General features: G+C 73.5%; 17 protein-coding genes. 8 read left to right on the plus strand and 9 right to left on the minus strand.

Translation table 11 applies throughout. From position 1 onward, the window contains the following. Positions 1-26: 26 nt before the first annotated feature. Complete coding sequence (locus tag MTF65_RS27395) at positions 27-1,163, plus strand: phosphotransferase family protein (protein ID WP_243631651.1); 1,137 nt, start codon at positions 27-29, stop codon at positions 1,161-1,163. A 6-nt stretch (positions 1,164-1,169) separates the two neighbouring features. Here the strand turns inward: MTF65_RS27395 and MTF65_RS27400 are convergent, their stop codons facing one another. Further along, positions 1,170-1,616, minus strand: coding sequence for a hypothetical protein (locus MTF65_RS27400; RefSeq protein WP_243631652.1), 447 nt, complete (start codon positions 1,614-1,616; stop codon positions 1,170-1,172). A 218-nt stretch (positions 1,617-1,834) separates the two neighbouring features. On the opposite strand from MTF65_RS27400, the gene MTF65_RS27405 reads away from it, so the two are divergent. The 4 genes from MTF65_RS27405 to fxsA all read left to right on the plus strand — a co-directional run bounded on the left by MTF65_RS27405 (position 1,835) and on the right by fxsA (position 5,783). After that, positions 1,835-2,275: an Lrp/AsnC family transcriptional regulator gene (locus tag MTF65_RS27405; RefSeq protein ID WP_030240692.1), complete on the plus strand. Its 441-nt coding sequence runs from the start codon at positions 1,835-1,837 to the stop codon at positions 2,273-2,275. Between the two features lie 137 nt (positions 2,276-2,412). Continuing rightward, complete coding sequence (locus tag MTF65_RS27410) at positions 2,413-4,041, plus strand: amidohydrolase (protein ID WP_243631653.1); 1,629 nt, start codon at positions 2,413-2,415, stop codon at positions 4,039-4,041. Between the two features lie 299 nt (positions 4,042-4,340). Then, positions 4,341-5,132 (plus strand): polyprenol monophosphomannose synthase, encoded by a 792-nt coding sequence (locus MTF65_RS27415; RefSeq protein WP_243631654.1) that lies wholly within the window; start codon positions 4,341-4,343, stop codon positions 5,130-5,132. A 72-nt stretch (positions 5,133-5,204) separates the two neighbouring features. After that, the gene (gene fxsA, locus MTF65_RS27420; protein ID WP_243631655.1) at positions 5,205-5,783 is read left to right on the plus strand and encodes an FxsA family membrane protein; all 579 of its coding nucleotides are present in this window, start codon (positions 5,205-5,207) and stop codon (positions 5,781-5,783) included. A gap of 79 nt (positions 5,784-5,862) precedes the next feature. Here fxsA and MTF65_RS27425 read toward each other — a convergent pair whose 3' ends face one another. The 3 genes from MTF65_RS27425 to MTF65_RS27435 form a co-directional block, all read right to left on the minus strand. Next, positions 5,863-6,237: an RNA polymerase-binding protein RbpA gene (locus MTF65_RS27425; protein WP_031146696.1), complete on the minus strand. Its 375-nt coding sequence runs from the start codon at positions 6,235-6,237 to the stop codon at positions 5,863-5,865. A gap of 323 nt (positions 6,238-6,560) precedes the next feature. Continuing rightward, the gene (locus MTF65_RS27430) at positions 6,561-7,934 is read right to left on the minus strand and encodes an MFS transporter (protein ID WP_243631656.1); all 1,374 of its coding nucleotides are present in this window, start codon (positions 7,932-7,934) and stop codon (positions 6,561-6,563) included. A 66-nt stretch (positions 7,935-8,000) separates the two neighbouring features. Then, positions 8,001-8,771, minus strand: a complete 771-nt coding sequence (locus MTF65_RS27435) for a glycerophosphodiester phosphodiesterase (RefSeq protein ID WP_243631657.1) — start codon at positions 8,769-8,771, stop codon at positions 8,001-8,003. Positions 8,772-8,990: 219 nt separating this feature from the next. Here MTF65_RS27435 and MTF65_RS27440 point away from each other — a divergent pair, with 219 nt between their 5' ends. Continuing rightward, positions 8,991-10,493, plus strand: coding sequence for a PLP-dependent aminotransferase family protein (locus tag MTF65_RS27440; RefSeq protein ID WP_243631658.1), 1,503 nt, complete (start codon positions 8,991-8,993; stop codon positions 10,491-10,493). Positions 10,494-10,717: 224 nt separating this feature from the next. Here MTF65_RS27440 and MTF65_RS27445 read toward each other — a convergent pair whose 3' ends face one another. Both MTF65_RS27445 and MTF65_RS27450 read right to left on the minus strand, forming a co-directional pair. Beyond that, positions 10,718-12,286: a hypothetical protein gene (locus tag MTF65_RS27445; protein ID WP_243631659.1), complete on the minus strand. Its 1,569-nt coding sequence runs from the start codon at positions 12,284-12,286 to the stop codon at positions 10,718-10,720. A 69-nt stretch (positions 12,287-12,355) separates the two neighbouring features. Next, positions 12,356-12,550, minus strand: coding sequence for a hypothetical protein (locus MTF65_RS27450; RefSeq protein WP_030031218.1), 195 nt, complete (start codon positions 12,548-12,550; stop codon positions 12,356-12,358). Between the two features lie 303 nt (positions 12,551-12,853). Between MTF65_RS27450 and MTF65_RS27455 the strand changes: the two genes are divergently transcribed. Together MTF65_RS27455 and MTF65_RS27460 are read left to right on the plus strand one after the other, a co-directional pair. Then, complete coding sequence (locus MTF65_RS27455) at positions 12,854-13,276, plus strand: ankyrin repeat domain-containing protein (protein ID WP_243631660.1); 423 nt, start codon at positions 12,854-12,856, stop codon at positions 13,274-13,276. 318 nt (positions 13,277-13,594) lie between these two features. Further along, positions 13,595-14,992 carry a HEAT repeat domain-containing protein gene (locus MTF65_RS27460; RefSeq protein WP_243631661.1) on the plus strand — a complete coding sequence of 466 codons (1,398 nt, stop codon included), beginning with the start codon at positions 13,595-13,597 and terminating at the stop codon, positions 14,990-14,992. A 631-nt stretch (positions 14,993-15,623) separates the two neighbouring features. Here MTF65_RS27460 and MTF65_RS27465 read toward each other — a convergent pair. The 3 genes from MTF65_RS27465 to MTF65_RS27475 all read right to left on the minus strand — a co-directional run bounded on the left by MTF65_RS27465 (position 15,624) and on the right by MTF65_RS27475 (position 18,078). After that, positions 15,624-16,574: a biotin-dependent carboxyltransferase family protein gene (locus MTF65_RS27465; RefSeq protein WP_243631662.1), complete on the minus strand. Its 951-nt coding sequence runs from the start codon at positions 16,572-16,574 to the stop codon at positions 15,624-15,626. Positions 16,575-16,651: 77 nt separating this feature from the next. Next, complete coding sequence (locus MTF65_RS27470) at positions 16,652-17,263, minus strand: allophanate hydrolase subunit 1 (protein ID WP_243631663.1); 612 nt, start codon at positions 17,261-17,263, stop codon at positions 16,652-16,654. Continuing rightward, a complete protein-coding gene (locus MTF65_RS27475) occupies positions 17,260-18,078 on the minus strand; it encodes a LamB/YcsF family protein (protein WP_243631684.1) in 819 nt (272 codons plus the stop codon). Before MTF65_RS27475 ends, MTF65_RS27470 begins: the two co-directional genes overlap by 4 nt. Positions 18,079-18,115 lie beyond the last annotated feature (37 nt).

An 18,115-nucleotide genomic window follows, 5' to 3' on the forward strand; every position in this document is an offset into this window, starting at 1 on the left:
CACCGCCGCAGGAAAGGGGAAACCACATGGCGGCATCGGCACCACGTCCGCGCACCTCCACCCGCGACCCCGAGGAACTCGGCCGCCGCCTCACGGCCTGGCTCGACACCAGGCTCCCCGGCGCCAAGGCCACCCGCCCCACGGTCCCCGGCTCCAACGGCATGTCCAGCGAGACCCTGCTCTTCGACATCGAGCACCCCGACGCCCCGGTCCGCGCCTGCGCCCTGCGCCTCGCCGCCGACCCGGCCGCCTACACCGTGTTCCCCACCTACGACATGCCCCGCCAGCACCGCGTGATGAGCCTGGTCGCCGAGCACACCGACCTGCCCGTCCCACGCGTGCTGTGGCTGGAAGAAGACCCCCGCCCGCTCGGCGCGCCGTTCTTCGTCATGGCCCGCGCCGAGGGCAGGGTCCCGCCCGATGTCATGCCCTACACCTACGAGGGCAACTGGCTGCACGCCGCGACCGACACCGAACGCGCCGCACTGCAAGAGGCGAGCATCTCCCTGCTCGCCCGCCTGCACGACCAGTTCCCTGCCAAGGAAGCCGAGTTCCTCCTCCCGGACGGCCAGGACGGCCAGAAGGGAAGGGGCGGCCAGGGCGGCCAGGGCAGCCCGCTGCGCCGCCACGTCGACGCCCAACGCGCCTACTACGCCTGGGTGGTCGCCGGACTCGCCCCGTCCCCCCTGCTGGAGCGGGCGTTCGACCGGCTGGAGGAACTCTGGCCGGCCGACGAGGGACCGGCCGTCCTCAACTGGGGCGACGCCCGGATCGGCAACGTCGTCTACGAGGCCGACGGCTTCGCCCCGGTCGCCGTCCTCGACTGGGAGATGGCGGCCCTCGCCCCGCGCGAGGTGGACCTCGGCTGGACCGTCTACCTGCACCGCTTCTTCCAGGACCTGACGGTGAGTTTCGGCCAGCCCGGCCTGCCGGACTTCCTGCGCCGCGAGGACCTGGAACGCCGCTACGCCGAGCTCACCGGGCACACCCCGCGGGACATGGAGTTCCACACCCTGTACGCCGCCCTGCGGCACGGGATCGTGATGCTGCGCATCGCCTACCGGCAAGCGCACTTCGGCGAGGTCGAGATCCCGGCCGACCCGGACGGGCTGATCCTGCACCACGCCACTCTCGCCGCCATGGTGCAGGGCACGTACTGGTAAACCGGATCAGGCGGCCTGCGCGTGCTGCCGCATCTGCGGCGGCAGCGCCGGCTCCGGCACGCGCACGGGACGGGAACCCGGACCGCCGACGTGCGAGAAGGGCTGCGTCCGCCAGTCCAGCCCCTGCGGCAGGGCCAGGAGTACGACGGGTTCCAGCTCCTGGGGACCTTCGGCCTGGAGGGTTCCCACGGTCGGCAGCGCGTCCGAGACCGGCCGGCCCGTACCCGCGCACACCGTGAGCCCGAACGGGTTCCACGGGGTCAGGCACAGCGCGTGCTGCGGGAGGTTCTCCTCGTCGGCGACGAGCGCGATCGACTGGCCGCAGTCGGGGCAGACCGCGTGGTGGATCTCGAAGCCGTCGGCGTCTTCGAGATAGTCCGCGTCGTCGGAGTCGCCTTCGAGGAGTTCGAGGGGCTCCGGTTCGGTGCGACCGGCGCGCTTGGTGTTCAGCATGGATGTACTCCCCCTTGGGTGGGCCGGGCGGGCTGGTTCTTCGGCCACGGCCAAAGCAAGCACTTCCCGCCGCGCGGCACGAGTAACCAACAACGGACCGGCCCGCGCCCTCATATGCCTGTGGCCTTGGTCACATGCCCGGCGCAGGTGCCGTTTCATCCGTGGACACCGCTGGGCGTGGAGCCGTGTTGGCCGTAGGTTGTGCGGCTATGAGCGCAATGGAGGAGCTGGACCGCCAGATCGTTGATCTGCTCGTGCGGGACGGGCGGATGAGCTACACGGATCTGGGCAAGGCCACGGGACTGTCCACGTCGGCGGTCCATCAGCGGGTACGCCGCCTGGAGCAGCGCGGAGTGATCCGGGGATACGCGGCCGTGGTCGACCCCGAGGCCGTCGGGCTGCCCCTGACCGCCTTCATCTCCGTCAAGCCGTTCGACCCGAGCGCCCCGGACGACATCGCCGAGCGCCTCGCCGGCGTCCCGGAGATCGAGGCCTGCCACAGCGTCGCCGGCGACGAGAACTACATCCTCAAGGTCCGCGTGGCCACCCCGCTGGAACTCGAAGACCTCCTGGGCCGGCTGCGCGCCCTCGCCCACGTCTCCACCCGTACCACGGTGGTCCTCTCCACCCCGTACGAAGCCCGCCCGCCCCGCGTTTGAGTCCTTCACGCCCCGCTCGCGCCGCTCGCCCCGCTCGCGCGGTCCGCGCCGGCGGGCGGGGTGGGGGAGCCGCCCGCCGGGCTCCCGGACCGCACCCGCGTCCGGCCGCGCCCGGCGGAGGAGCGAAACTTGTCCGCATGACCGAGCACGCGATCCCCGCCCCCAGCGACCCCACCCGCACCGTCCTCCTGCGCGGCGGCGAAGTGCACAGCCCCGCCGACCCCTTCGCCACCGCGATGGTCGTCGAGCGCGGCCACATCGCCTGGGTCGGCTCCGAAGGCGCCGCCGACGCCTTCGCACAGGGCGTCGACGAGGTCGTCGACCTCGAAGGAGCGCTCGTCACCCCCGCCTTCACCGACGCCCACGTCCACACCACCTCCGCCGGCCTGGCCCTGACCGGGCTCGACCTCTCCGGGGCCCGCTCCCTCGCCGAAGCCCTCGACCGGGTGCGCGCGTACGCCGACAGCCGCCCCGCCGACCGGGTGCTCCTCGGGCACGGCTGGGACGCCGCCCGCTGGCCCGAGCGGCGCGCCCCGCACCGCGAGGAACTCGACCGGGCCACCGGGGGCCGCCCGCTCTACCTGAGCCGCATCGACGTGCACTCCGCCGTCGTGACCACCGCCCTGCTGGACCTCGTCCCCGAGGTCTCCGATGTCTCCGCGCGCGGCGACGAACCGCTGACCCGCGACGACCACCACGCCGTACGGGCCGCCGCGCTCGCCGCCCTCACCCCGGCCCAGCGCGCCGAGGCCCAGCGGGCCGCCCTGGACCGGGCCGCTTCCCTCGGCATCGGCTCCGTGCACGAGTGCGGCGGCCCCGGCATCTCCTCCGCCGAGGACTTCACCGCCCTCCTCGACCTGGCCGCGCGGCGCCCCGGGCCGCGCGTCTTCGGCTACTGGGCCGACCGGGACCTCGACCAGGCCAAGGCCCTCGGCGCGATCGGCGCCGCCGGCGACCTCTTCGTGGACGGCGCCCTCGGCTCGCACACCGCCTGCCTGCACGCCCCGTACGCCGACGCCGGCCACACCGGCACCGGATACCTCGACGCCCACGCCGTCGCGGAACACATCGCCGCCTGCACCGAGGCGGGACTCCAGGCCGGCTTCCACGCCATCGGCGACGCCGCGATCACCGCCGTCGTCGAAGGGGCCCGCGCGGCCGCCGCGACGGTGGGACTGGACCGCGTCCGCGCCGCCCGCCACCGAGTCGAGCACGCCGAGATGATGACCCCGGCCACCATCGCCGCCTTCGCGGAACTCGGCCTGACCGCCTCCGTGCAGCCCGCCTTCGACGCGGCCTGGGGCGGCGAGGACGGCATGTACGCGGACCGGCTCGGAGCCGAGCGCGCCCGTACCCTCAACCCCTTCGCCGCCCTCCTCAAGGCCGGCGTGCCCCTCGCGTTCGGCTCCGACGCGCCCGTGACCCCGCTCGACCCGTGGGGCACCGTACGCGCGGCCGCCTTCCACCGGACCCCCGAGCACCGGATCTCCGTACGGGCCGCCTTCACCGCCCACACCCGGGGCGGCTGGCGTGCCCTGGGCCGGGACGACGCCGGGGTCCTCGTCCCCGGCGCCCCGGCCGACTACGCCGTCTGGCAGACCGGGGAACTGGTGGTCCAGGCCCCCGACGACCGGGTCGCCCGCTGGTCCACGGACCCCCGCTCCGGCACGCCCGGACTGCCCGACCTGAGCCCCGGCCGGGAGCTGCCGGTGTGCCTCGCCACCGTCGTCGGTGGCCGGGAGGCATTCGTACGGCCACAGGGGTGATCCGGCGGGCCTCGGTTCGGTACGGGCGGCCGGACCCGGATAGGTTCGGCCGGGCCCACCATCAGGACGTCCGTTCCGGAGGATCCGATAGCTCAGCGCACCCGCGCCTCGGGGGCGAGGGAAGGTTTCGCCGGGCGGCGGTGGCCCCGGATCGGAGCCCGGCGGTCCAGTAGACAACGGTCCCGGGGGCCCGCAGCCAGCGGGAACCGGACCGGCCCGAAGGACCCCGGGCTCCGATCGCTGTTCTAAAATCATCCTGCTGTGACTGGACGACGTACGAGAACACACAAGGGGACCCAGTGAGCGACGGCGGACAGCGGAGCTACGGACCACTCGGCACAGCCTTGGTGATCATCCCGACCTACAACGAGGCGGAGAACATCGGGCTGATCGTCGGGCGCGTCCGCGCGGCGGTCCCCGCCGCCCACGTCCTGGTCGCCGACGACAACAGCCCGGACGGCACCGGCAAGCTCGCCGACGAACTGGCTGCCGCCGACGACCACGTCCACGTCCTGCACCGCAAGGGCAAGGAAGGCCTCGGCGCCGCCTACCTCGCGGGCTTCTCGTGGGCCCTGGAGCGCGACTACGGCGTCATCGTGGAGATGGACGCCGACGGCTCCCACCAGCCGGAGGAACTGCCCAGGCTGCTCACCGCCCTCGCCGGAGCCGACCTCGTCCTCGGCTCCCGCTGGGTGCCGGGCGGCCGGGTCGTCAACTGGCCCAAGAGCCGCGAGGTCCTCTCGCGCGGCGGCTCCACCTACTCCCGGCTGCTGCTGGACGTGCCGATCCGCGATGTGACCGGCGGCTACCGCGCCTTCCGCCGCGAGACCCTGGAGGGCCTGGGCCTGGAGGACGTGGCCTCCGCCGGCTACTGCTTCCAGGTGGACCTGGCCCGCAGGGCGGTACGGAAGGGCTTCCACGTGGTGGAGGTGCCCATCACCTTCGTCGAGCGTGAGTTCGGCGACAGCAAGATGAGCAAGGATATCGTCGTCGAGGCCCTGTGGCGGGTCACCCAGTGGGGCCTCAAGGCGCGCACGGCTAAGCTGACGGACCTCGCCACCGGCAAGACCGACCACAAGCCCGCCCCTTAGAGGATCCCTTAAGGGGTGTCCCGTACCTCCGGCTGAGGCCGTTTTTACGGCGGCCCAGGCACACTGGACCCTATGACGACCGGTATTTCCGCGGCGCCCCGGCGGCGCTCGCTCGCCCGCAGGTTCCTCCCCCTGGCGGTGGCCGCCTGGGCGATCCTGGAGCTCTGGCTGCTCAGCCTGGTCGCCGACGCGGCCGGCGGGCTGACCGTCGCCGCGCTGCTCGCGGGCGGGATGGCGCTGGGCGTGGTCGTCATCAAGCGGGCGGGGCGCCGTGCCTTCAAGAACCTGACGGACACCTTTCAGCAGGCTCAGCAGGGCGTGCGGCCCACCCCGCAGCAGCAGGGCTCCGGCAACGGCCTCACCATGCTGGCCGGCCTGCTCCTGATCCTGCCGGGCCTGCTCTCCGACCTCGCGGGCCTGCTCTGCCTGCTTCCGCCCGTCCGCGCGTGGATCGGCCGCCGGGCCGCCCGTTCGCTGGAGCGCAAGATGGCCGCCGCGCCCGCGGGCTCCTTCGGGGACGCCTTCCAGCAGGCCCGCATCCACTACCCGGACGGCAAGGTCGTCCAGGGCGAGGTCGTCCGCGACGACCGGCCACAAGAGCCCGGCCCGTCCGGCCCCGACACCGGGTACCGGCCACCGCTGGCGCCCTGACCCATCTGAAGAGAACAAGCCGAGGGCCCCGCCACATGGGATGTGGTGGGGCCCTCGGCTTGTGTGCTCAGTCCGGCTGTCAGGCGGACTTGCGGCTGTCCCGCGGATGCACGGCAATGTTCATGGCGCCGGAACGCAGGACCGCCAGCCTCTCGGCCAGCACCTCCTCGAGCTCCTCGCGGGTGCGCCGCTCCATGAGCATGTCCCAGTGCGTTCGCGCAGGCTTGCCCTTCTTCTCTTCGGGCCCGTCCCCGTCCACCAGGAGTGCCATGGCGCCGCACGCCTTGCACTCCCACTCCGGCGGAATGTCTGCCTCAACCGAGAACGGCATCTCAAATCGATGTCCGTTCTGGCATGCGTACTCCACCGCCTGGCGCGGGGCCAGATCGATGCCGCGGTCCGTCTCGTAGCTGGTAACCACGAGCCGCGTACCGCGGAGAGCTCGCTCACTCATGAATCGTGCCTCCCGGGCTTGTCGCCCACAGGACAGGTGTCGCTGTCGTCGTCATCCGGTCAACGTCCGGTCGGCGGTATAGATTCCCGCTCCGGGTCATGCGTCGCCCGTCGTGCCGCCCCTTGTTGTACCCACCAATGCCCGTTTTGTCACATCTGGCAGCAGATGTCACCCAACGTCTTCACTTCCGCGGCACGCAGTAACGCTCCGCCTGGCAGGCCAAAGGCGTACACTACCGGCCCTTCGCTTCAACGTCGAAATCCGTTCGGAATTCGACAGGGAATTCGGTCGGGGCCCGGCCTCCGCGTACCGTCGGACCGGTCTCAGATCCGCTCGGGAACAGGATTGCCCGCCGCCTCCACCGCGCGCCGCACCGGCACCCTGGCGAGCAGCACGAAACCCAGTGCGAAGAAGACCACCAACGAGATGATCGCGTCCCGGTAGCTCCCCGTGAGCTGGTAGGTCAGGCCGAACACGAGCGGCCCCACCCAGCTCAGCCCGCGGTCGCTCATCTCGTACGCGGAAAAGTACTCGGCCTCCTTGCCCGCCGGCACCAGATGCGAGAACAGCGAACGCGACAGCGCCTGGCTCCCGCCCAGCACCAGCCCGATCATCGCCGCGAGCGCGAAGAACCACACCGGAGTCCGGGCCGGCAGGAAGTACCCCGCCGCCAGCGTCAGGCCCCACGCGGCCAGCGAGCCGAGAATCGTCCGCTTGGCTCCGTACGAGCGTGCCAGCCGCCCCATCCCCAGCGCCCCGGCCACCGCCAGGACCTGCACCAGCAGCACCGCCACGATCAGCGTGGACTGCTCCAGCTCCAGCTCCTCCGAGCCGTAGATCGAGGCCTGCGAGATCACCGTCTGGACCCCGTCGTTGTAGATCAGGTACGCCAGCAGGAACGACAGCGTCAGCGGATAGCGCCGCATGTCCCTCAGCGTCGCGACGAGCTGCCTCCAGCCGCTGACGGCCGGCGCCGCCCCCGGCTCCCGCACCACCCGCCGGTCCCGCAGCCGGCGCAGCGGGATCAGCGCGAATGCCCCCCACCACAGCCCGGCCGAGGCCAGGCAGATCCGTACCGCCGCGCCCTCCGAGAGGCCGAAGGAGTCGTGCCCCTGGAAGAGGACGAGATTCAGTACGAGCACCAGCGCGCCCGAGGTGTACCCGAAGGCCCAGCCCCGCGAGGAGACGGTGTCCCGCTCGTCGGGCGTCGCGATCTGCGGCAGGAACGCGTTGTAGAGGACCATCGAGACCGCCAGCGACGCGTTCGCGACGATCAGCAGCAGCCCGCCCAGCAGATAGCGCTCGCCGCCGAGGAAGAACATCCCGGCCGTCGCCGCCGCACCCGTGTACGCCGCGACCGCCAGCAGCGGCTTCTTGCGCCCGGTCCGGTCCGCGACCGCACCCGCCAGCGGCATGATCAGCACGGCCACGATCACCGAGACCGACACCGAGTACGCGAAGAAGGAACCGGCCCGCACCGGGATGCCCAGCGGGTGGACATAGCCCTCGGCGTCCGCGGCGGCCTTCGCCACCGCGGTCAGGTACGGCCCGAGGAACACCGTGAGCACGCTCGACGAGTAGACCGAGCAGGCGAAGTCGTAGAAGTACCAACCGTGCTGCTCGCGCTTGCGCGCGGCGGCCCCGGCTCTGCCGTCCTCGGCGCCGGGCTCCGATTCTTCCGTCGTCTGCGCGCTCACCTGGTGTCTCCTCGCTGGTCCCCGTACCGCCGCGGTGCCGGGGCCCGCGCGGCGGCCGCGGGCGCGTCAGGCCCAGGCCCCGCGCCGGTCCAGCACCGTGCGCAAGATGTCGATCCGGTCGGTCATGATGCCATCGACACCCAGGTCGAGCAGCGTCTCCATACGTTCCGGTTCGTTCACGGTCCACACGTGCACCTGAAGACCCCGCGCGTGCGCCGTCCGTACGAAGCGCCGGTCGACCACCCGGATACCGCCCTGGAACTCCGGAACCTGCGCCGCCACCGCGCCCACCCGCAGCGCGAACGGGATCGCGAACGAGCGCAGCCGCAGCCCCAGCACCCCGCGCACCCCGTACGAGGTCGCCAGCCGGGGGCCGGCGATCCTCTGCGCCCGGGTCACCCGGCTCTCCGAGAACGAGCCCACGCACACCCGGTCCCAGAGACCGGCCCGCGCGATCAGGTTCACCAGCGGATGCACCGCCGACTCGTCCTTGATGTCGATGTTCCAGCGGGCGTCCGGGAACTCCTCCAGGAGTTCTTCCAGCAGCGGCAGCGGCTCGCTGCCGCCCACCCTGGCCTCGCGCACCCGGCTCCAGGGCAGCTGGCGGATCCGGCCCCGCGCGTCGGTGACCCGGTCGAGGGTGGGGTCGTGGAACGCGACGAGCTTGCCGTCGAGCGTGGCGTGCACATCGGTCTCGAAATACCGGTAGCCCGCGTCGGTGGCCCGGCGGAACGCGGCGGTGGTGTTCTCCAGCCCGTCGGCGGCCCCGCCGCGGTGCGCGAAGGGGATCGGACCCGGGTGGTCCAGATATGGGTGGCGGGTGCGTAGGTGCGTCACGGCGGCAGTATGCCCGCTCGATGCCGCGCCGGCAGAACGGCAGACCGGCGCGGGCCGAGCGACGGGCCGACAGGCAGACCGGCCCCCGGCCCGGGTCCGGTGGCGGGCCCCCTGGCCCGGACGGACCCACGCGTGACACTCTGAGGCAACGGAAGCAATCCAATACCGGTCGCGCCTCCGGCCGGTCAGGGCCAATTCGATGAAGGTGGACCCGACAGCATGGCTCAGTGGACCTCGGCGGTCGGTGCCGCACAGCTCGCCCGCCTCATCACCTCCCAGCAGCGCCCGCCCGCCGTGCCCGGCGCCCGCAAGGCCCCCGCGTACCGCACCCTCGCCGACGGCATCCGGCTGCTGGTCCTGGAGGGCCGCGTCCCCGTGGCCGCCCGGCTGCCCGCCGAGCGGGAGCTGGCCGTCTCCCTCTCCCTCAGCCGCACCACCGTCGCCGCCGCCTACGAGGCGCTGCGCGGCGAGGGGTTCCTGGAGTCCCGCCGGGGCGCCGGCAGCTGGACCTCCGTACCCGCCGGGAACCCGCTGCCCGCGCGCGGCCTGGAACCCCTGCCGCCCGAGTCCCTCGGCTCCATGATCGACCTCGGCTGCGCCGCGCTCCCGGCCCCCGAACCCTGGCTCACCAAGGCCGTCCAGGGCGCGCTGGAGGAACTCCCGCCGTACGCGCACACGCACGGCGACTACCCGGCCGGGCTGCCCGCGCTGCGCCGGATGCTCGCCGACCGCTACACCGAGCGCGGCATCCCGACCATGCCCGAGCAGATCATGGTCACCACCGGGGCGATGGGCGCCATCGACGCCATCTGCAGCCTCTTCGCCGGACGCGGGGAGCGGATCGCCGTCGAGTCCCCCTCCTACGCCAACATCCTCCAGCTCATGCGGGCCGCCGGCGTGCGGCTCGTGCCGGTCGCGATGGGCCACGGCCTGACCGGCTGGGACATGGACGTGTGGCGGCAGGTGCTGCGCGACTCCGCCCCCCGCCTCGCGTACGTCGTCGCCGACTTCCACAACCCGACCGGAGCCCTGGCCTCCGACGAGCAGCGCCGCGCCATGGTGGAGGCCGCCCGTTCGGCCGGCACCGTCCTGATCGCCGACGAGACCATGGCCGAGCTCCAGCTGGACCCGGAGCTGGCCATGCCGCGCCCGGTGTGCTCCTTCGACCCGGCCGGCTCCACCGTGATCACCGTCGGCTCCGCCAGCAAGGCCTTCTGGGCCGGGATGCGGATCGGCTGGGTCCGCGCCGCCCCGGATGTCATCCGGAGCCTGGTCGCGGCGCGCGCGTACGCCGACCTGGGCACTCCGGTGCTGGAGCAGCTCGCGGTGAACTGGCTGATGCGGACCGGGGGCTGGGAGGAGGCCGTCGGGATCCGCCGCGACCAGGCCCGTGACAACCGGGACGCGCTGGTCGGGGCCGTGCGCAGGGAACTGCCCGACTGGGAGTTCGAGGTGCCGCGGGGCGGGCTGACCCTGTGGGCCCGCGCGGGCGGGCTGTCCGGCTCGCGGCTGGCCGAGGTGGGGGAGCGGGTCGGCGTACGGGTCCCCTCGGGTCCGCGGTTCGGCGTGGACGGGGCGTTCGAGGGCTACGTCCGGCTGCCGTTCACCGTCGGCGGCCCGGTGGCCGACGAGGCCGCGGCCCGGCTTGCGTCGGCGGCCCGCCTGGTCGGCACGGGCGCGGGCGGCAGCGGCGCGGAGCCGCCGCGTACGTTCGTCGCGTAGCGCGCCCTGCGGGACCCTGCGGGGCGGGGGACCGGGGCGGGGGCGCGGGGGGCGGCGCCGGCGCCGGGGCCGGGCCGGGGTGCCGTCCGGGACTGCATGATTTTTGGCGCCCTGTCGGGGTTCCCTGGCGCGGCCTGCGGCCGCGCCACACATCACGTTTTACGTCCCGGACGACACCCCGGCCCGTCCCCGTCACCGGCACCGCTCGGGGTCGGCCCGGTCGGTTACCCGTCCCGTTTCGCCGGCAGGATTCCGGCTTGGAGGGTCATGTCGCCGGCGCCCGGCTGTCGGCGGGCGGGCAGGAGTTCCAGGACCGCCTGGCGGTGGGCCGGGTGCGTGGCCTCGTCGTACGGGTCCGGAGTGGCGGGCACCTGGAGCCGGTGCACCGGACCCGAGCCGAGCCGCGCGTACCCGCGGCCGGGCGGCACCTGCGCGGTCGGGGTGGTGTGCGGCGGCAGGCCCAGTACATCGGCGATCTGCTGGATCGCGGCGGGGCCGAGCACCACGCGCGCGCGGGTGTGCTGCCAGACGGCGTCGTGCAGCAGCTCCAGGTGGTCGAACTGCTCGGCCACCACCACGGTGACGTGCGCCGCGCGGCCGTGCCGCAGCGGAACCTGGAGCTGGGTGAGCGGGTCGGGGTGTCCCTCGGCGACGGCGAGATGGGCCAGGACGCTGGGCCGGTCCAGCAGGATCCACAGCGGGCGCCGGGTTTCCTCGGGCGCCGGACTGCCGGACTCGCGGGCCCGGTGGGTGGCGATCAGACGCCGCTCCGTCTCGTGCGCGGCCCACTCCAGCGTGGCCAGCGCCCCCGTGGGGCCGCATTCCACGGCCAGGACGCCCTTGCGGCCGGTGAGGCAGGCGTACTCGCCGGTGCCGCCGCCCTCGACGATCAGTACGTCGCCCGCGTGCTGGAGGGCCTGCAAGGCGATCGAGCGCAGCAGGGTGGAGGTGCCGCTGCCGGGCTGGCCGACGGCCAGCAGGTGCGGCTCGGTGGAACGGGATCCGGTACGCCAGATCACCGGCGGCATGTCGCGCGGCTCGTCGCCCTCCAGGACGGGCAGGGTGCGCTGCACTCTGCCGGCGTCGGTGAAGCCGAGCACGGTCTCACCGGGCGAGGTGACGAAAGGCTGGGCGGCGATGCCCGTCGGCAGCGCCGCCAGCACGCTCAGGTCGAGCTGGTTGCCCTCCTCGTCCCAGTTGAAGAGATACTCCCGTCCGCGCCCGGACTTGGCGTGGAGCAGTGCCTCGATCCGGGCCCGCGAGGCGGCCTCACCGTCGGTGAAGTAGGCCGGGTAGCGGATGTGCAGCCGGGTGACGCGGCCCGCCTCGTCGAACTCGTAGCCGCTGAAGGCCTGATCCCAGTCCCCGCCGTGGGCGAAGAGCGGGTTCGGGTCCTCCGGGATGGAGAAGTACGGCACGAGGGCTTCGTAGAGGGAGCCGAGCCGCTCGGTCTCGGCATCGCTGGGCCCGGTCTTCGCCGGGGTGCGGTCGCGTCCCTGCCAGGCTGCCGCGGCCATGAGGGTGATCAGGGCGAGCAGCGGACCGTAGGGGACGAGCGCGACCACGAGGACGCAGGCGGCTCCCAGGAACAGCGCGGGACCACGCTTTTCCTTGGGGGTCTCGGCCCATTTGCGCCGCCCGGCCGAAGCCAGGACGCGCAGGCCGCGTCCGATGGTGAGGAGCGGATGGAGAACGTCCGTGGCGCTGTCGGCAGCCGTGCGAGCGATGTCGCGGCCCCGGGCCAGCGACAGGGCGTCGCTGCTGAGCATGCGGGGAAGTGGGCGCCGGGCCACGGGCGTCTCCTGGAGTTGTGTGTGGCGGTACTTCGGGTGCGGCTGGGTGTATCACTCGCTCGGCGGGGCCTAGAGCTTGATCCCGCCGAGCAGGCTCGCGAGGCTCGCGGTGCTCGCCGTGATGCTGGGGGCGATGGCGGAGCCGGCGAGGAAGAAGCCGAAGAGCGAGCAGACGAACGCGTGCGTCAGCTTCATCCCGTCTTTCTTGAAGAACAGGAAGCAGATGATGCCGAGCAGGACGACACCTGAGATGGACAGGACCATGAGCGGTTCTCCTGGTGGGTGGGGACAGTCACCATCAGTTGTTCCAGGCTCACAGGAAGTATCAATGCGACAAAAGGTGCATCCGGGTGAATCCTGTCGTTTTTCACTTGACCGGCCCTCCCCGGCTGGCGCGTCCGGGGCGAAGGGGGTCAAGGGGGATCTTTGCCTCGGCCTGCCCCCGGCATGTGCGCATTCGGGCGCTACCCTGGCGATTCACCCGTACGGACGTTGTTCCGTACATCCCCCTGCCCGCCCGGCCCGGGGAACCATCACGCGATCAGCGAGTGAAAGGCGGTACGGACGATGAGCGAGCACATCCCGGACGGCTCCGGATCCCAGGACGTCCCCGACGAGGACGTCGTCGAACTGGCCACCAAGATCTTCGACCTCGCCCGCCAGGGTGAGACCGAGACGCTCACCGCGTACCTCGACGCCGGAGTCCCCGCGAACCTCACCAACGACCGCGGCGACACCCTCGTCATGCTGGCCGCCTACCACGGCCACGCCGCCACCGTCACGGCCCTGCTGGCCCGCGGTGCCGAGCCCGACCGCGCCAACGACCGCGGCCAGACCCCGCTCGCCGGCGCCGTCTTCAAGGGGGAGGAGGCCGTCATCCGCGCCCTGCTCGCCGCGGGCGCCGACCCGACCGCCGGAACCCCCTCCGCCGTGGACACCGCCCGCATGTTCGCCAAGGCCGACCTGCTGGAACTCTTCGGAGCCAAGTAGTCCGCTTTTTGGCGCCGCCTGGGCGTTAGTTGACCGGCGCGGACCTTACGGGTTGGTCACGGCAGCCGTAAATGTGGTCGCGGCGCACAAACCGCCTGGGTCATCATGGCGTCGGATTCGATTCGCGAACATGACGGACGGGCAGGAGCGGGCTGGACACGCCGCACCGGCCGCCATGGCGGCGAAGCACCGACGAGAGTGAGAAGGCAATGGTCTACATCGAGCGGAACATGACGGCGGACGTCCTCACATGCTGTTACGCGGCCCTGTGAATCCCGATTCCCGGTTGCGTCCCCAGCTTGATTTGAGGCCATTCCCATGTTCGAACCAGTCATAGCGCCAAGCGGCACCCTGCTCGGGCTCCTCCAGCGGGGCCGCGGCGACGGCACGCTGCACGCCTTGGCAGCGCCCCGGGCGGAGGCCCTCGCGGCGCTCAACCAGTGCGTGCTCCGCGACCCGCGCCAGGACTGGCAGGTCGAGAACCGCTCCCTGTACTACGCCAGGCTGTACCTGGACCTCGACGGCCCCCTCGGCGAGATCGAGACGCACCTGTTCAGCGCCGACGACCTCCTCGACGAGGACGACCACAGGACCGGCCTCGCCCTGTCCGTACTGGGCCACCTCGCCTCGTACGGCCGCGACGACGCGCTGATGCTGCTGCGCCGCTACGCCGCCTCCGGCGCCAACTGGGCCTGGGCCCTCGACGAACTCGCCCTGCGCGACGACGACGGGGGACTGCGGAGCCTCGCCAGGCCGATCCTCGCGAGATTCCCGGCCACGGCCGAGGGCGAGGCGCGGCTGGCCGCCGCCGTCCGCGACGCGTACGAGCCCCGGCCCTGGCGTCTGTGGGAAGAGACGCCCGCGTTCGGCGAGCGGTTGCGGGCCGCACGCCAGCAGGGCTCCTTCGACCGCTGGCAGCGCCAGATGACCCCCAGCGGGCCCCGGCCCGGCTGGGGAGTCCAGGCCGTCTTCGACTGGGCCGCCGACGGGCTGCGCCGCGGCACCCCGCTGCACGTACCCGCCGCACGCTGCCTCGCCGCCGTGGCCCAGCCCGATGACCGCTCCGCGATCCTCGCGGCCGCCGCCGGAGCCTGCGGCGAGGCCGCCCGGGCCACCGCCCTGCACCACCTGGTCCTCGCCGAACCGGAGAACCCCGCCGTCCTGGACCTCATCGAAGCCGCCGGGGACGAGCCCGCCGTGGCCGCCTACGAGCGCATGAACAGCCCCACGGCCATCGACCGGGCCCGCCTCTGGGCCCACCGCCCCGACGCCCTCGGAGCGGCCGCCGCCGCCCTCCTCGCCGCCCGCGGCGGAGCCGAGGACACCGGACTGGTCCTGGCCACCCTCCGCTCCACCGTCCGCGGCTCGGGCCCGGACAGCCTGCGGCTCTTCCCCCTGGTGGACGGAGCCGGCCGGCTCTCCATCGGCTGCGCCGCGCCGGTGCTGCGCCACATCTACCGCGAGACGGCCTCGTCCCACCTGCGCGGCCGCGCCGCGCGCGCCCTGGCCAGCACGGATCCGTCCTTCGCGGCGGGCTTCGCCGTCGAATGCCTCTGGGACTGCGAGGAGACCACCCGCGAGGTGGCGGCCCACCACGCGGAAACAGCCGACGCCCGCGTGACCCCACGGCTCCGCCGCCTGGCGACGGACCCGGCGGAGGAAGAGGACGTGCAGTCGGCGGTACGGAGCCGGATAGCCCCGGAGTCGGCGGTGTAGGTAGTGGGGGGCCCAACCCCAGACGGGCGACGGACGCCAAACCGCGAGGACGCGAAGCGATCGATGGCGTCTTATGCCCAGCCCCAGACGGCCCGCAGCCGCCCTCGGCGAGGAGCGCGTAGCGATCGGTGGCGGCTTATGCCCGGCCCCAGACGGGCCGCAGCCGCCCTCGGCGAGGAGCGCGTAGCGATCGGTGGCGGCTTATGTCCGGCCACAGACGGGCGGCGGACGCCAAGCCGTGAGGAGCGTGTAGCGATCTGACGCGCCTTGCCGCTGCTTTGGGTGTTCTGGACGCTGTTCGGGGCAGGTTCCGGGGGCTTTTCGCCCGAAGGGCGGGGATACCGGGCGGCCGGGCGTCCGCCCGGGAGGTTGGCCCCCGCTCGGTGGGAATGGTTCCCCCCTGACCGTTCCTTCGGGGGTTTCCCGACAGTCTTTGTCTTTCCGGGGCGGGCCGGTCGGTCAAGGGTGGCCGAAGGCCATCGCGAAGCGACGCGAACGCAGTGAGCGCCCTTGAGGGACCGGCCCGACACGGAAGGACAGTGAGACTGACGGGAAGCCCCCAGCACCGTCCAACCCCGCCCGACGAGCCCCCGCTCCTGGAACCCCGGCTCGCCCTCACCCGGCGACCCCCCTACCCCGCCACCCCCACGAACCTGACTCCCACCCCCGGGCGGGCCTGGGCCGCCGCGTCGAGGGAGGGGCCGGGCGGGACCACGCCGATCACCGGGTAGCCCCCCGTTACCGGGTGGTCGGCCAGGAACACCACCGGCAGGCCGTCCGGAGGGACCTGTACCGCGCCCAGGACCATTCCCTCGCTCGGCAGTTCACCGCCCCGCGCCCGGATCAGCGGTGGGCCCGCCTCCGTGCGCAGCCCGATGCGGTTGGACATCGCCGACACCCGGTACCGCGACCGCCACAGCCCGGCGATCGAATCCCGCGTGAACCAGTCCTCCCTCGGCCCCAGCCGCAAGGGCAGCACCAGCTCCGCCGACGGCCCCGGCACCCCCTCCGCCCCCGCGGCCCCCGGCACCCCCTCCGCCCCCGCGGTCCCCGCGGCCCCCGGCACCCCCGGCACCCGCAGTGCGTCCGCCCCGCGGACCGGATCCGGCCCCGGCGGGCCCACCGGCAGCACGGCCCCCGCCGACAGCACCGGGGGCCCCAGCCCCGACAGCAGGTCCGTCGCCCGGCTGCCCAGGACCGCCGTCACACCGAAGCCGCCCCGCACCGCGACGTAGCTGCGCACCCCCCACACCGCCTGGCCCACCTCCAGCACGGCCCCGGCCGGCAGCCACACCGGGGCACCCCACGCCACCGGGCGCCCTGCCGCCCGTACCGCGCACGGCGCACCCGTGACCGCCACCGTCCCCGGGGTCAGCGCCCGCAGCGCGACCCCGTCCAGCGTGGTCTCCAGCGTCGCCGCGTCCGGGGCGTTGCCCACCAGCCGGTTGGCCAGGGCGTGCGCCCCCGCGTCCAGCGCGCCCGACCGGGGCACCCCGAGATGGGCGTATCCCGGACGTCCGAGGTCCTGCACGGTGGTCAGCGCCCCCGGCCGGACCACCTCCAGGCCGCTCGGCCCGCTCAAGCCCCCGCCTCCTCTCGCCCCGCTCATGCCCCCGCCCCCTTTCGCCCCGCTCATCCCTCCGCCCCCTTTCGGCCCGCTCATCCCCCCGCCTCCTCGAACCGCACCCGTACCCCCGGCGCGAACAGCGCCGCCGGTTCCCGCTCCGGGTCCCACAGCACCGCGTCCGTGGTCCCGATCAGCTGCCAGCCGCCGGGGGAGGAGCGCGGGTACACCCCCGCGTACTCCCCGGCCAGCGCCAGCGAGCCGGCCGGGACGGCGGTCCGGGGCGTGGCCCGGCGCGGCACGTGCAGGCGTTCGGGGAGCCCCGTCAGGTACCCGAAGCCGGGGGCGAACCCGCAGAACGCCACCCGGAACACGAGGGAGCCGACGACCCCCGCCACGTCCCGCGCTCCGACCCCCCAGAGGCCGGCCACCTCCGCCAGGTCCGGCCCGTCGTACCGCACCGGGACGGTGATCAGCGGCCCCTCGGTCTCCGCCAGCGGCGGCACCTCCCACCGGGCGATCCGCTCGGCCAGCGCGCGCGGCTCCCGCACGCCGTCCAGCAGCACCGTCCGCGCCGCCGGCACGATGTCGCGTATGGGCCCGAGTTCCTCCCGCCTGCGCAGCAGCTCGGCGTGCAGCGCGGCCACCTCCGCCGCGGAGTCCACTTCGAGCAGCAGCCCCTCCGAGCCCGCCACGAGGGCCCTCACGCGAACGCCTCCACCCGGACCCCGGCCGCGCGCAGCGCCCCCCGCACCCGCAGCGCGAGCCCGGCCGCCCCAGGGGTGTCCCCGTGCAGGCACAGCGAGCGCGCGGCCACCGGCACCGGGAGCCCGTCGGCCGAGACCACGGAGCCCTCGGCGGCCATCCGTACCGCCCGGGCGACCACCACGTCCGGATCGTGCAGCACGGCCCCCGGCTCCCCGCGCGGCACCAGCGTCCCGGCCGCCGTGTAGGCCCGGTCGGCGAAGGCCTCCGGTACCGCGGTCAGCCCGGCCTCGGCGGCGGCCACGAGCAGCAGCGACCCGGGCAGCCCCAGTACGGGCAGCCCCGCCGCCCCCTTCGCCCCCTTCGCCCCCTTCGCCCCCTCCGCTCCCGCTGCCAGCCGGACGCCGGCGACCACGGCGGCGGCCTGGCCCGCGTCGTGGACGGTGCGGTTGTAGAGCGCGCCGTGCGGTTTCACGTACGACACCTTCGATCCGGCGGCCCGCGCGAACACCTCCAGCGCCCCGATCTGGTACGCCACCTCGTCCGCGAGCTCGTCCGGCGGCACGTCCATGGAGCGCCGGCCGAAGCCCGCCAGGTCCCGGTACGAGACCTGCGCGCCGATCCGTACCCCGCGCTCCGCCGCGAGCCCGCAGACCCGCCGCATGATGGACGGGTCCCCGGCGTGGAAGCCGCACGCCACGTTGGCGGACGTGACGACGGACAGCAGCGCCTCGTCGTCGGTCAGCGTCCACCGCCCGAAGCCCTCGCCCAGGTCGGCGTTGAGATCGATGACCGGCGTGACCGCGGGGGCGGCCATGGGTGTGATCATGGAAGCCATACGGTGAGCGTAGAAC

Origin of the sequence: Streptomyces sp. APSN-46.1, from assembly GCF_022815725.1 — a bacterium.
Classification (GTDB): Bacteria; Actinomycetota; Actinomycetes; order Streptomycetales; family Streptomycetaceae; genus Streptomyces.